The sequence below is a fragment of the Collinsella sp. CLA-SR-H006 genome, assembly GCF_040097075.1.
GTDB lineage: Bacteria > Actinomycetota > Coriobacteriia > Coriobacteriales > Coriobacteriaceae > Collinsella.
This window is the reverse complement of sequence record NZ_JBBNPD010000008.1, coordinates 46300-59705: the sequence shown is the minus strand read 5'-3', so window position 1 is coordinate 59705 and position 13406 is coordinate 46300. Positions and strand designations below refer to the sequence as shown.

Genomic DNA, 13406 nt, shown 5'->3' with positions numbered 1-13406 from the left:
TAATTAGGCCGAGAAATGGGATGAACTTTCCCAATGAGAGCCAACCGGAAACCACGTCCCAGAATCAGCCCCCAAAGTGGGACGCACTTTCCCAACGAGCCTCAACCGGAAAATACATCCCGGAATCCAGCTGAATAGTGGGACACACTTTCCCAATCGGGTCCCAAGCGGAAACTGCATCCCATTCCAGACAAGAATTCCGGGACACACTTTCCGCAAACAAAGAAGGCCACATAACGTGGCCTTCAACTTATATATGTTCAGCGGATACCCCTATGACAAGCCGCGCTCCAACAACAGGGCGTCTGTCCGGGCGGAGGCATATAAGGTTCATCGCGAGTTCCGCACGCAAAGGAGGCCACTTAATGTGGCCTCCGTCTTGCGCAGGACTGTCCGAGCAGGGAACCTTATATGCCTCCGCCCGGACAGACGTTTCAGTTATGAACTCGCAGCTAGTCGTTACTTGATCTTGGTCGTGCCCGGCGCCAGGTTGGGGTCGGTCTCGTTGGCCTCGGTCTGGAAGTGCTCGGTGTACACGTTCTTGCCGTCGCGGAACATCTCGTAGTACTGCATCTTGGCGTAATCTTCGCGCGCCTTGGTGGCGGCTGCGGCGGCGGCATCGTCACCGGTGACGTTGGAGGAAAGCGCCCAGCGCAGGCTGGCGTCCTCGTAGCCCACCGAGTTGATGGCGGGCAGCGACTCGCGCAGCGTCATGTGCGCTTTCTGGTAGTCGGTCAGCGGTGCGCCGATCAGCTGCATAAGCTGCGTGGACAGGTAGTTGGTGGACAGGTCGTCGACCTCGCTCGTCTGGTCGCAGCCGGCAACGTCGTAGTTGGCCCAGATGATGTAGTCGGTCTGCCACAGACGTTCCTGGTGCGTGGCATCGTCCTCGCCGGTAAACCACTTGTCGTTGAACTTGGACGGGAAGAACGGCTGGTGGTCGCCCCAGAACACCACGACTACCTTACGGTCGAGCTTGCTCAGGGCGTTGAGGAAGTAGCGAAGCGCCTGGTCGGACTGCTCGATGCACGAGACATACTCGTCGACATCGGAGAGCGTGCCGTCCTCGACGGTCTTGGCATCCAGATCGGTCGTATCGATATTCAGGTGCATCTGCTTGTCGACCGGCAGCAGGCCCGTATCGTAGCCCGAGTGGTTCTGCATGGTCACGTCGAAGATAAACTGCGGATCGGCGTTCTGGTCGAGCAGCTCAAGAATCTTGTCGTAGGTAGCCTGGTCGGTCACCATGCCGCGCAGGGTGTCGGCTCCCTGGAAATCGTTGATGGACAGGAACTGGTCAAAGCCAAAGTCCTTGTAGACGTTCTCGCGGTTCCAGTTGGTGGCGTGGTTGGGGTGCATGGCCGTGGTGGAATATCCGAGCGACTTGAACTGCTCTGCCAGGTTCCCGGTCGTTTCCATGTTGTAGATGGTGTAGGGGTACACGCCCGAGCCCAGGTTGGCCATGGAGTTGCCGGTCATAAACTCAAACTCGGTATTGGCGGTGCCGCCGCCGTAGGCGCTCACGTAGAGCTTGCCGCGGCTGAGGCAGTTGGACAGGTTCTTAAAGTACTGCGGGCCTTCGTAGCCGGCGCGCATGTTCTGGTAGATCGAAAGATCCGAGAAGGTCTCGTTCATGATGGCGATGACCGTGGGCTTCTCGCTGTCGAACTGCTCCTTTGCGGCGGCGCGCTCGTCGCTCTTGGCCGCGTCGGACTTGTCGTAGGCCTTGGCGTACTTTTTGAGCGCGGCCTTGGCATCGTCGACGGAGTAGTCGGCGGGTTTGGGCGGCTTGATGGACTGCGCTGCGCTAATGAAAGCGGGCAGGTAGCCCTCGCGCCAGTAGCTCTCGAGCGGGCGCCAGGTGTAGACGGTGATGCCGAGGGTGTTGTAGTAGTCGATGAGCGTGACGTGTGCGGTCACACCGCCCAGGCACAGCACGGCGACGAGCAGGTTGGTGAGCAGCATGCGCTTGGCGTTGGCGGCGCCCTTCTGACGGTGCGGTGCCACCAGGCCGGCGTACTCGCACAGCAGCATGGCGATGGAGGTAAAGCCCATGGACAGCACGCAGAACAGTGAGATCGAGAAGGTGTAGCCGGTGCCGGCGACCGCGGCGGCGGTGGAGATGGCCGAAAGGTCGCCCGGCTGGATGGGCATGGATTTAAACGTGATGACGAAGAACTCGGCAATGCCCAGGACAAAGAGGGCGAAGGCCAGGACGGCCGGAGCTGCGCCGTGGCGCTGGAACAGGAAGAACAAGCCGGTCATGAGCACGGTGATGATGGCCCACTCGAGCAGGATGCACAGGGGGTAGACCCAGGTGAAGTCGTGGTTGGACGATACCTCCATGCCCAGCAGCGCAAAGACGCCGGCGAGCAGCAGGCACAGGACGGCGGCGACGAGCGGTTTGCCCACAAAGGCGCCGCGCAGGCGGGCGAGCTTGCCGGTGGGGGCGGGGGCGTCGGGCGCGGCGAACGCAAAGACGCGCGGGGCGATGCGGTCGCGTGCGATGCTGGCCCAAGCGCAGCCGGTGAGGATGGCGTTGGTCAGGATGAGCATCACAAAGGCGAGCGGCTCGTTTTGAGCGACGAGGCCCACGGCGCCCCAAATAGTCAAAAAGACCTGGAACAGGCCGAAGGCGACGCTCCACCCAAGAGCGCTTTTGGCAACGGTGCCCGACTGAGCGCGAATGGCCTTGGCCTCGCGCAAGACAAGGTAGACGGTCGCCGCAAGACCGACGAGCGAGATGGCGGCAGCGAACATGCTGAGACTCCTCACAAACTAAAACGTACGAAAGCGGGGGTTTACCCGATTGTTACCAAGATATGCGCTGCAATTGGTGTCTGCGCACAACAACCAGCCATATTAACGCGCACGTGTGGCGGTGTGGCGCAATGTAGTGGCGACCTGCGCGATAATGGACGGGAATTACACGGAAACGTAAAGGCTTCTTAAAGAATTAGCGAGGATGAGGCGATGAACGAGCAGGTTTGCACCAAGGCTGTGGATACGAACGGTTATCCGGTCGAGACGACGGGCAATGCGGTGCTGGACACGTTGGAGCACCGTTCCTCCACGCGTGCCTTTGCGCGTGATGACGACGACCGCCCCGTGGCGGTGACCGACGAGCAGCGGGCGGCAATTTTGCATGCGGCGAGTCGCGCGCCGTCGGCGGGCGCCATGATGATGTATTCCATCGTGAGCATTCGCGAGCAGGCTACGCTGGATCGTCTGGCCGACCTGTGCGACCACCAGCCCATGATCGCCAAGGCGCCCTGGGCACTAATATTTGTGGTCGATTATGCCAAGTGGATCGATCTGTTTGAGCACGTGGGCTGCTTTGAGCCCGAGTTTGTCGAGCGTACGGGCAAGGCGCCCCGCCGCGCGCCGGGTTTGGGCGACTTTGCCATTGCGGCCCAGGACGCCGTGATCGCTGCGCAAAACGCCGTGGTTGCCGCCGAGGCTCTGGGCTTGGGGAGCTGCTATATCGGTGATATCGTCGAGAATGCCGAGGAAGTTGCCGAGCTGCTCGATCTGCCGCCCTATACCATGCCGCTGTCGATGCTCATCATCGGCACGCCCCGCAAGGAGCGCCCGGCAATCGCGCACCCCGTGGTGAACCTGGTGCACGAGGAGCGCTACTGCCGCGCCGATGCTGCGACCATGGACGCGCAGGTGGCCGAGATGGACGCGATGTTCCGTTCGCATGCCCGCGAGGTGGGGGAGCGCGTGGTGGATATCTACACCCGCAAGCACACGAGCCCCTTTATGGCCGAGATGAGCCGTTCCATGGAGTGGTGGTTCAAAAACTGGCTCGGAAAATGACAGATGAGGCAAAGGGACAGTCCCTTTGTCGCATTCCATATCGCCGTGGTGGCCTAAAGGCCGTATAAATGTTTATCTAGCTGGGAAAACGGTGCCGTGCAAGTGCAGGCCGATTACCTATAATCCCTTCGAACATTAAAGTTGGGAGGAAACCGGCTTATGGAACAAAAGGCCAAGGAGGCAGCCTCGCACGCTGCGATTCCTGTGAGCATCTCGGCGATGCTCGTCACGCTGGGCGTGGTGTACGGCGATATCGGCACCAGTCCTATGTATGTAACCAAGGCGCTCGTTGCCGGCAACGGCGGCATCGGAAGCGTCACGGAGGAGTTCGTGCTCGGCGCGCTCTCCCTTGTCGTGTGGACGGTCACGTTGCTGACCACCATCAAGTATGTGCTCATCTCGCTGCGCGCCGATAACCATGGTGAGGGCGGCATCTTTGCCCTGTACAGCCTGGTCAAGCGCTGCGGCAAGTGGCTTATCATCCCCGCCATGCTGGGTGGCGCCGCGCTGCTCGCCGACGGCATCCTGACGCCGGCCGTTACCGTTACCACGGCCATCGAGGGCCTGCGCACCATCCCGGCGGTCCATGCCGTGCTGGGCGATGACCAGGGCCGCGTCGTCGCCATTACGCTCGCCATCATCATCGTGCTCTTCTTGGTACAGCGCATCGGTACGGCCAAGATCGGTCACGCCTTTGGCCCCATCATGACGCTGTGGTTCCTGTTCCTGGGCGGCACGGGTCTGTTCTTTGTCTTCCAGCACCCCGCCGTGCTGCTGTGCCTCAACCCGGTGCGCGGCATCGCCTTTTTGCTGAGCCCCAACAACCACGCGGGCATCATGATTCTGGGCAGCTGCTTCCTCGCCACCACCGGTGCCGAGGCGCTCTACTCCGACATGGGCCATGTCGGCCGCGGCAACATCTACGCTACCTGGCCGTTCGTTAAGTGCTGCCTGCTGCTTTCCTATATGGGCCAGGGCGCTTGGCTTATGAACAACGCTGCCAACCCCGAGCTCATGGGCATTGCCGACCTCAACCCGTTCTACCAGATGCTCGCCCCGGGCCTGCGCCCGTTTGCCGTCGGCCTTTCCACCGTCGCGGCCATCATTGCCTCGCAGGCGCTCATCACCGGCGCATTCTCGCTGGTGTCCGAGGCCAGCCGTCTGGATCTCATGCCGCACATGCAGGTCTTCTACCCTGCCGAGACCAAGGGCCAGCTCTACATCCCCATGGTCAACAACGTCATGCTTGTCGGCTGCGTCATCGTGGTACTGCTGTTCCAGAACTCGGCGCATATGGAAGCCGCCTACGGCCTTGCCATTACGCTGACTATGATGTGCACCACGCTGCTGCTCTTCTTCTACCTGCACGAGGAGCGCAAGCTCAAGGTTGCTCCGTGGATCTTCGCGGCCTTCTTCCTTTTGCTCGAAGGCTTCTTCTTCGTGAGCTCGCTCACCAAGTTCTTCCACGGCGGCTATTTCACCATCCTCATGGCTGCACTCATCATGGGCATTATGGTGTGCTGGTACAACGGCACGGCGGTCGAGCAGCGCCAGTTTACGCTGCTGCCGCTGCGCAGCTACCTGCCGCAGCTCAAGCGCCTGCGCGACGACGACCGTTACGAGCGCATGAGTGACAACGTCGTGTACCTGACCAAGGACACCCATACCGACTACATCGACCGCGATATCGTCTATTCGATCTTGGACAAGCATCCCAAGCGTGCCCGCGCCTGGTGGTTCGTGAATGTCGAGACCATGGACGAACCGCACACCTTTGCCTATTCGGTCGAGACGTTCGGCACCGACTACGTGTTCCGCGTGCACCTGTACCTGGGCTACAAGATCAACCAGCGCGTCAATGCCTACCTGCGTCAGGTTGTTCAGGACCTGGCTGCCACCGGCGAGCTGCCGCCGCAGACGCATGACTACTCGGTCTACAAGGATCCGGGTAACATCGGCACGTTCAAGTTCGTCCTGATCCGTAAGCTTCTGGCGCCCGAAAGCGATGTGGAGCCCAGCGAGCGTACGGCCATCACGCTCAAGTACATCATTCGCCGCGCCGCCGGCACGCCCGCGCGTTGGTACGGCCTGGAGAACTCCAACGTGAGCTTTGAGTACGTGCCGCTGTTCACCAAGTTCAAGGCCGTGAACAAGATGCAACGCCTGGCTCCCAACGAGCGGCCGTAGTCGACGCTCGAGGTTTGTCTGCGAACGGGCGGGCTTGTATTGACGGGGATTGAGTCCTGGGAGGAAACCATGGATGCAAAGGTGCTTGACGGTTGCGATCTTGCGACCGAGCTGGTGCGTGAGGTACGCGCCGATGCTGCCGAAGATCGGTTCTTTACGAATCGGGCCAACATGGACATGGCCGACCGCGTGATTTCGATCGTGGTGACGGTGCTTGTCGCGGCGTGCGTGTGCGCACTGCTCGCGCACGTGCTGTTTGTCTAGCGACCGCCGGTTGCAAAGGCTATACACTTGGAACCACCACAAGGGAAACCACCACAAAGGTGCCTGTCCCCTTTGTGGTGGTTTTTGTTTTTGAGAGAGGGGCGGGACGCTGATGGACGTCCGTACGGACGGCGATATTGCCGATAGCTTTTGGTGGCGGCGCACAACGCTGACGCGCCGCACTCCTCTGTATGACGCCTGCGTATCGGTGGGGCTGCTGGTCGCGGCGACGATTGTGGGCGCGCTGCTCGACCATCCGGGTCTCGCGCCGAGCATCATGATCGTCTATGTGTTCGCCGTTCAGCTGTGCGCATTCTTTACCTGGAGTCGCCTGTATTGCTTGCTGAGCTCGGCTGCCGCCGTGGCGCTCTACAACTTCTTGTTTGTCGACCCGCGCTACTCGCTGTCGCTTATCGACCGCGGCTATCCCGGCATGTTCTTCATCATGTTCGTGGTCTCGCTTGTGTCGAGCTCGATTGCGTTGGCCCTGCGCCGCGCCTTGGCACAGGCTGCCGCCAGCGACCGCCGCACGCATATGGTGCTCGAGACCAACCGCATGCTGCAGCGGTGCGCCGATCAGCATCAGATCGTTCACGCCATGGCCACGCAGCTGGCGCGTCTTTCGGGCTGCCCGGTCGTGTGGTACAGCGCCGACGCCGAGGGCGATGACCTGCTGCCACGCGCGACTTACACGGCCGTGGGCGATGCCGCACCGGTGCACGAACTGGCGCCGCAGATGCCGCCTCGGCTCTCGGCGTCCGCCTATGTGGGAACGCCGCTCGATGCCACCTATGGCGGCTCGGCGTTTTATGGCATCTACCTGACGGTTCGCACAGGCGACGGCTTCGCGCGCTCGGGCGACCCCGCCTCGGTGGTGGGCGTGCTGGCTATCGTTGCCGAGCCCGACGTGCTGACGCATGAGGAGCGGACACTTGCCGATGCCATCGTGAGCGAAGGCGAGCTGGCGCTCGATCGCGCCCGCGCCATGGAGGCCCGCGAGGAGGCGGCGGTGCTCGCCAAAAACGAACAGCTGCGCGCCAACCTGCTGCGCTCCATCTCGCACGACCTGCGCACGCCGCTCACCAGTATTTCGGGTAATGCCGATGTGCTGCTCGACCAGGGCTCGACCGGCACCGCGGTGCTCGATGCCCAGACGCGCCGCGGCCTGCTTCTATCCATTCGCTCGGATGCGCTGTGGCTCAACGCCACCGTCGAGAATCTGCTCGCCATCACCAAGCTCGAGGGTGGCGGTATGCGCCTGTCGACCACGCTCGAGCTCATGGACGATATCGTCGAGGAGGCGCTGCGCCACGTGAACCCTGCCGTGCGCGAGCACGACCTTAAGGTGGTGGCGTGCGATGAGCCAGCGCTCGTCAACGTCGATGCGCGCCTGATGGTGCAGCTGGTGGTCAATCTGGTGAACAACGCCATCACCTATACGCCCGCGGGCTCGCATATCGTGATTTCGATTAGCGTCGACGATGGACGCGTGGCGTGCTCGGTGGCCGATGATGGTCCGGGCATCGCACCCGAGGATCGCGAGCGGATCTTCGAGTCGTTCTATACCGCCAACCATGGTCTGGCCGACAGCCACCGCAGCGTTGGCCTGGGTCTTTCGCTCTGCCGTTCCATTGCGTTGGCACATGGCGGTAGCATAGAGGTTGCCGCGGCGGACCCGCACGGTTCGGTCTTTACGATTGAACTTCCCGCCGCCGACGTTTCGTTTGATAAGGAGTAGCGCTGTGCCGAACTCTGCCGTAAAACCGCTCATCTTGGTCGTTGAGGACGACCCCGCCGTTCGCAATCTTATCGTTGCCGCGCTCGAGGCGCACGGCTTGCGCCATATGGCTGTGGAGACCGCCCATGCCGCCATCGCCGCCGCCTCATCGCAGGCACCGAGCATCGTGCTGCTCGATCTGGGCCTGCCCGATATGGACGGCGTCAAGGTGGTGGAGTCGGTGCGCGCATGGTCAGGCATGCCGATCATCGTGGTCTCGGCGCGCAGCGAAGATGCGGACAAAATCCGCGCGCTCGATGCCGGTGCCGACGACTATCTGACCAAGCCGTTTTCGGTCGAGGAACTGCTCGCGCGCATTCGCACGACGCTCAGGCGCCTTTCGTATGCGCAAACGGGCGGCGTTGCCTCCGAGGGCTCGTTCGATACCGGTGAGCTGCATATCGATTTTGATGCCGGCATCGCCACGATGGACGGCGAGGAGCTGCATCTGACGCCGATCGAGTACAAACTGCTATGTCTGCTGGCGCATAACGCCGACAAGGTGCTGACGCACCAGTCTATCCTGCACGAGATTTGGGGTACGGCAACTAAGAGCGACCTGGCGAGCCTGCGTGTCTTTATGGGCACGTTGCGTAAGAAGATCGAGTCCGATCCCGCGCACCCGCGCTATATCCAGACGCACGTGGGTATCGGTTATCGCTTGGTCACCCAAGGGTAGGACGGCGTCCGCCATCCCACTATGAGTTGCGGTGAAATACGGTCTAAATTTGCCTAATTCCAGGCAAAACAGTCCGTATTCCACCGCAACTTTGTTTATTTGCCCTTGGGCTTGCTGGCGTAGAACTTCTTCTTTTTGGGCTTGCCTGCGCAGGCGGTCTTGCCGTCGCCGCGCGGCCCTTGGTCGCCGGCCTGCGCGTGCGCGGGCGCTGCTGCGCGAGGCTTGTGGGCTTCGGGGTTGCGCAGCTCCTCGGTTCGCTCGGCAATCTCTTCGGCGCTAAAGCCGACCTCGGCCATGGCGTCCTCGATGGGCAGGCGGCGCACGATATAGCAATGGTGCACCTTCTGGTTGCGCGCGAAATCCTCGGGAATGGTCTGCGCCGTAATGTCCTCCAGCACGACGCCCGCGCGTGCGAGCTTGCGCGTCTCGGGGCGGAAGCCACGCAGGTTGCAGCTAAAGATGGCGTGGCCGCCCTGTGCGAGCAGGCGCGATACGCCGGCCAAAAGCTCAACATGGTCGCGCTGGACATCCCAGGTGCGGCGGCCCATCTTGGACGAGTTCGAGAACGTGGGCGGGTCGACAAAGATCAGGTCCCAGCGGTTGCGCGTCTGGCGCTGGTCGCGAATCCAGGCGAGCACGTCGTCGCGCACAAAATGATGCTGCGGACCAACAAAGCCGTTCTGGCGCATATTGCGCTCGGCCCAGTCCAGGTAGGTGTTGGAAAGGTCGACTGTCACGGTTTCCTCGACGCCGCCGTCTGCCGCATAGCAGGTGGCGGTGCCGGTATAGGCGAACAGATTGAGGAAGCGGCGTGCCTGTTTGGCGTGCTCGCGCACCAGGTTGCGGGTGACGCGGTGATCCAAGAAGATGCCCACATCCAAATAGTCGTCAAAGTTGACGGCAAAGGTGAGTCCGCCCTCTTCGATGAGCGGCAGGCGACGGCGCGCGATGTTGGCGCGCTCGCCCGAGCCGGCCTTGCCGGCGCCCTGCTTGCCGTACTGCGAGCCGCCGCGCGAACGCATGCGGGCCTTGGCGTGCACGTGCTCGGCCGGAACATACAGGATGCGCGGCGCGATGGCCAAGATGTCGAGCATACGGGCCTGGGCCAGTGCGGGGTCGATGGTCTTGGGCGCGGCGTATTCGGCGATGACGAGCCAGCGGCCCGGCGTCTGCGGGCAACCCTCGTACAGGTCGATGGCAGCGGAGTAGTCGGGCAGGTCGGCATCGTAGACGCGGTAGCAGCTCACGCCCTCGCGCTTTGCCCACTTTCGACGCAGACGGGCGTTCTTGCGCAGGCGGTTGGCGAACTGCTCGGACTCCGGGATGAGCACGGGCAGCGGCTTGCCGTCGCCCAGGTCGAGCGTGGCGGTAGGTTCGGGCATGAGGGTGTCGGCGGCTTCGCCTTGGGCATCTGCGGTCTGCTCCTCGGCATCTGCGCTGGTCGCAGCTTCGAATGCCGCGGCGGCGTGGTCGAGCGAGGGCCAAACCTCAAGAGCCGCCTCCTCGTTATTGGGCATGATGGCGATCGAACGCTCGGGCTCGGCGTGGAGCGCGCGGGCCAGCAAGCCGTCGCGGGTGAGAGCGGCGACCGGCGCCGAAGCGAGCTCGGGGGCGCGGCGCAGCTCGCCGATGAGCGTCATGGCATCGTGCATGAGCGAAAGCGGGGTCTCGGTCGTGTCCGCGACCAGGGCGGCACCGGCGACGGCGCCCGCATGGTCCAGCACGGTGGCGGGCTTGGCGGCACAAAAGTCGACAAAACGCTTGTAGCCGGCGCACTTGACCATGCGCTCGGCAGTCTTGCGGGCGGCGGGGTCGATGTCTACGGCCACGATGCGCGCCTGGCGCTCGCGCGCTGCCGCCTCGCGCTCGCGCGCCTCGGCAAGCAGCTGCTCCCACAGGACAGCGTCGTGCAGCTGCCAGCCCTTAAAGCCCCAGCGCTCGCGTGCGGCGCCCGGGGCGCGGTCGGTCAGAATGTTCACGGCCTCCAGCAGCAGACCGCCGCCGGCGCACGAGGCATCGATCAGCGTGGGAAGGGCTTCGTTTTCGTAATCGTCGGCCGTCAGCTCGCGCTCGCATAGTGCGGTCCAGCCGACCTGCGCCAGCACCAGGGCGGCGTAGTCGGGGCGCAACACGTGTGCGCCCTCGCCGGCACGAGTCGCAGCGGGCGGCAGACGCTTGAACAGCGGGTCGCCCGAAAGGTCCAGGCTGATGCTCGCGCGGCGCTGACGCAGCGAAAGCAACAGGTGAACATCGGGGTCGGCGGCATCGACGTCGGCGCGACGGCCCGTGGTCTCGGCCAGACGGTCGCACAGCGCGTCTTTGGCGCGCAGGGCCGAGAAGCGCGTGTTGCGCAGCTGCTCGGTCACGCCGCGGGCGGTGATGGCGATGGTGGCGCCGGGGCGGATGATGGTCTCCCAGGCGATGTCGTAAACGCTATCGTACAGTTCATCGGCATCCTGCGCCTCAAAGCGCCCGAGTACCACGAACACACGGCTCGCCAGGCGCGACCACAGACAGGCGCGGTAGCCTTCTTCGAGCTCGCCCTCAAATGTAGCGCGGCCCTTCAGCCGGCGAACATGCGAAAGCCCGAGGCGTTTAAGCTCATCGGCGAGTGCGGACTCAAAGCCCTCGGGGCAGCTTGCGTAAAATTCCATGGGTGACCTCTCTGGTTGCGTCGCTCCATTATATGATGGATACTTCGTTTACTCTCGCCCCCGAAAGGAACCCATATGATTGATGCGTGCCCCGATTCCGCCGTGCTCTTTTTTGACGTGGACGGCACGCTGACGTCGTTCGATCCCGACAACATGACCGACAAGGACTTTTCGGCGGTTCACCCCTCGCAGGCGGTCGTCGAGGCGTTTCATCGTCTGCGCGACGCGGGACACCATGCATTTATCTGCACGGGTCGTCCCTTGTGGCTGATTGCCGATGGCCTGCGCGCGCTGAACCCGGCGGGTGTCGTTGCCATGGCGGGAGCGACGCTCGAGGTCGAGGGCCGCGTGGTGCATGAGGACTGCTTTGACGAGGACGTTATCGAGGAGCTTGCGCGCCGTATGGCCGCGGCAGGGATTGAGGCCTTTTTCGAGACCAACGTGGCTACTTTTGCCCTGGAACCCGCGGGTGTTGAGCAGTCGTCTCTGATCGGCACTTCTGTGGTGCACAGCACCGAGGAAATGCGCGTCGACGGCAGTCTGCGCGTGGGCAAGGTAGGCATCGTCGCGAGCGACCTGGCTCGCGTAGTCAACGATGATGGCTTTATCGATCGCGAGTTTGAGCTGTGCAACACCGGTGGTCAGAATCGCGAGCTGAGCCCCAAGGGCATTGACAAGGGCGTGGGCGTGGCGCGAGCGCTGGCGTATCTGGGCCGCGAGGGAAATGCGCGCACCTTTGGCTTTGGCGATTCGGGCAACGACCTGGGCATGCTCGCTGCCGTCGAGACAGCCGTGGCCATGGGCAACGCCATGTCCGAGGTCAAGGCGGTCGCCGACTACGTGACCGACGATGTCGCACACGACGGCACCGTCACCGCCATGCAGCATTTCGGCCTCATCTAATGAATCCCGCGTTCTGACGTTTGCTCAAACTGCGACTCCTTGCTTTTGCATGCTCAATCGATTTATCAATCCAAACACTGAGGTGTTTATACCGTTCGCCGAGAAGATAAAAACCCGCAGCTCACGCCTTGATAAACATAGGTAAAGTGTTTAGCAGTTTATCGGCCGTGTGCAAACGAAAGGAATCAGGCAGATGGCAATCAAGGTGTTCGCTGACGGTGCAAACCTCGAGGGCATGCTCGACATGTACGAGAACGGCAACGTTCAGGGTTTCACGACCAACCCGTCCCTTATGAAGAAGGGTGGCGTGACGGACTACCGCGCGTTTGCCAAGGAGGTCCTGACCCACATCACCGATGTGTCCGTCTCGTTTGAGGTCTTTGCCGACGACGTCGAGACCATGGAGGTGGAGGCCCGCGAGATTGCTACCTGGGCCGAGAACGTCTACGTCAAGATTCCGTGCGTGACTACCAAGGGTGAGTCCACCGCCGAGTTGGTCCGCAAGCTTTCGGCCGACGGCATCAAGGTCAACGTCACCACCATCTTTACACCTACGCAGGTCGATGAGATGGTCGAGGCCGTTGACGCCGAGACGCCGTCCATCATCTCGCTCTTTGCCGGCCGCATCGCCGACACCGGCGTCGACCCCATTCCGTTTATGACGGAGTCGGTCAAGAAGGCCACCGCCAAGCCCAACTGCGAGGTCCTGTGGGCGTCCACGCGCGAGCTTATCAACATTTACCAGGCCGAGGCCTGCGGTTGCCAGATCATCACGGTGCCCAACAGCATCCTGGCCAAGCGCAAGAACATCGGCCGTGACCCGTACGAGGTCTCGCTCGATACCGTGCGCGGTTTTGCCAAGGATATCGCCTCGCTCGGCTTTCATATTCTGCCGTAAGCAAGGGTACCCCCTGTAGCGACGTGCAAAATCGCGAGTATTCAGCAAGGTAAAGGTCTTTATCAGTTAACCGAAGCATGGAACGGCCCCCGTTTTGGCTCTGACGACGCTAAAACGGGGGCTGTTTTTTGCTTTTTCGTCTCTGAGGGGCATCCGGAACGGTGGAATTTGCAGAATACTCGCGATTTTGCACGTCACTACAGGGGGTACCCCTGCTTTGGC

Annotated in this window: 9 protein-coding genes; 7 read left to right on the top strand and 2 right to left on the bottom strand. The window is 62.2% G+C overall.

What is annotated here, in order from left to right:
* Positions 1–459: 459 nt before the first annotated feature.
* Entirely contained in the window at positions 460–2760 is a 2301-nt protein-coding gene (locus tag AAA069_RS05930) for an LTA synthase family protein (RefSeq protein WP_349127814.1), read from the bottom strand.
* Positions 2761–2973: 213 nt separating this feature from the next.
* Here AAA069_RS05930 and AAA069_RS05925 point away from each other — a divergent pair, with 213 nt between their 5' ends.
* The 5 genes from AAA069_RS05925 (at position 2974) to AAA069_RS05905 (ending at position 8729) form a co-directional block, all read left to right on the top strand.
* Entirely contained in the window at positions 2974–3822 is an 849-nt protein-coding gene (locus tag AAA069_RS05925; protein WP_349127813.1) for a nitroreductase family protein, read from the top strand.
* 159 nt (positions 3823–3981) lie between these two features.
* Entirely contained in the window at positions 3982–6009 is a 2028-nt protein-coding gene (locus tag AAA069_RS05920) for a KUP/HAK/KT family potassium transporter (protein ID WP_035138754.1), read from the top strand.
* 69 nt (positions 6010–6078) lie between these two features.
* Positions 6079–6273, top strand: a complete 195-nt coding sequence (locus AAA069_RS05915) for a hypothetical protein (RefSeq protein ID WP_006235656.1) — start codon at positions 6079–6081, stop codon at positions 6271–6273.
* A 112-nt stretch (positions 6274–6385) separates the two neighbouring features.
* Complete coding sequence (locus AAA069_RS05910) at positions 6386–8011, top strand: ATP-binding protein (protein ID WP_138375136.1); 1626 nt, start codon at positions 6386–6388, stop codon at positions 8009–8011.
* A 4-nt stretch (positions 8012–8015) separates the two neighbouring features.
* Positions 8016–8729, top strand: a complete 714-nt coding sequence (locus AAA069_RS05905; RefSeq protein ID WP_195361449.1) for a response regulator transcription factor — start codon at positions 8016–8018, stop codon at positions 8727–8729.
* Positions 8730–8824: 95 nt separating this feature from the next.
* On the opposite strand, the gene rlmKL is transcribed toward AAA069_RS05905, so the two are convergent.
* Positions 8825–11383, bottom strand: a complete 2559-nt coding sequence (gene rlmKL, locus AAA069_RS05900; RefSeq protein ID WP_349127812.1) for a bifunctional 23S rRNA (guanine(2069)-N(7))-methyltransferase RlmK/23S rRNA (guanine(2445)-N(2))-methyltransferase RlmL — start codon at positions 11381–11383, stop codon at positions 8825–8827.
* Between the two features lie 75 nt (positions 11384–11458).
* On the opposite strand from rlmKL, the gene AAA069_RS05895 reads away from it, so the two are divergent.
* Positions 11459–12286 carry an HAD-IIB family hydrolase gene (locus AAA069_RS05895; protein WP_349127811.1) on the top strand — a complete coding sequence of 276 codons (828 nt, stop codon included), beginning with the start codon at positions 11459–11461 and terminating at the stop codon, positions 12284–12286.
* 193 nt (positions 12287–12479) lie between these two features.
* Positions 12480–13184, top strand: a complete 705-nt coding sequence (locus tag AAA069_RS05890) for a transaldolase (protein ID WP_349127810.1) — start codon at positions 12480–12482, stop codon at positions 13182–13184.
* Positions 13185–13406 lie beyond the last annotated feature (222 nt).

Bases quoted from the DNA above. Each gene is read 5' to 3' on its own strand.
- AAA069_RS05920 (WP_035138754.1), top strand. From the start codon at position 3,982: ATGGAACAAAAGGCCAAGGAGGCAGCCTCGCACGCTGCGATTCCTGTG.
- AAA069_RS05910 (WP_138375136.1), top strand. From the start codon at position 6,386: ATGGACGTCCGTACGGACGGCGATATTGCCGATAGCTTTTGGTGGCGG.
- AAA069_RS05925 (WP_349127813.1), top strand. From the start codon at position 2,974: ATGAACGAGCAGGTTTGCACCAAGGCTGTGGATACGAACGGTTATCCG.
- AAA069_RS05915 (WP_006235656.1), top strand. From the start codon at position 6,079: ATGGATGCAAAGGTGCTTGACGGTTGCGATCTTGCGACCGAGCTGGTG.
- AAA069_RS05890 (WP_349127810.1), top strand. From the start codon at position 12,480: ATGGCAATCAAGGTGTTCGCTGACGGTGCAAACCTCGAGGGCATGCTC.
- AAA069_RS05895 (WP_349127811.1), top strand. From the start codon at position 11,459: ATGATTGATGCGTGCCCCGATTCCGCCGTGCTCTTTTTTGACGTGGAC.
- rlmKL (WP_349127812.1), bottom strand. From the start codon at position 11,383: ATGGAATTTTACGCAAGCTGCCCCGAGGGCTTTGAGTCCGCACTCGCC.
- AAA069_RS05930 (WP_349127814.1), bottom strand. From the start codon at position 2,760: ATGTTCGCTGCCGCCATCTCGCTCGTCGGTCTTGCGGCGACCGTCTAC.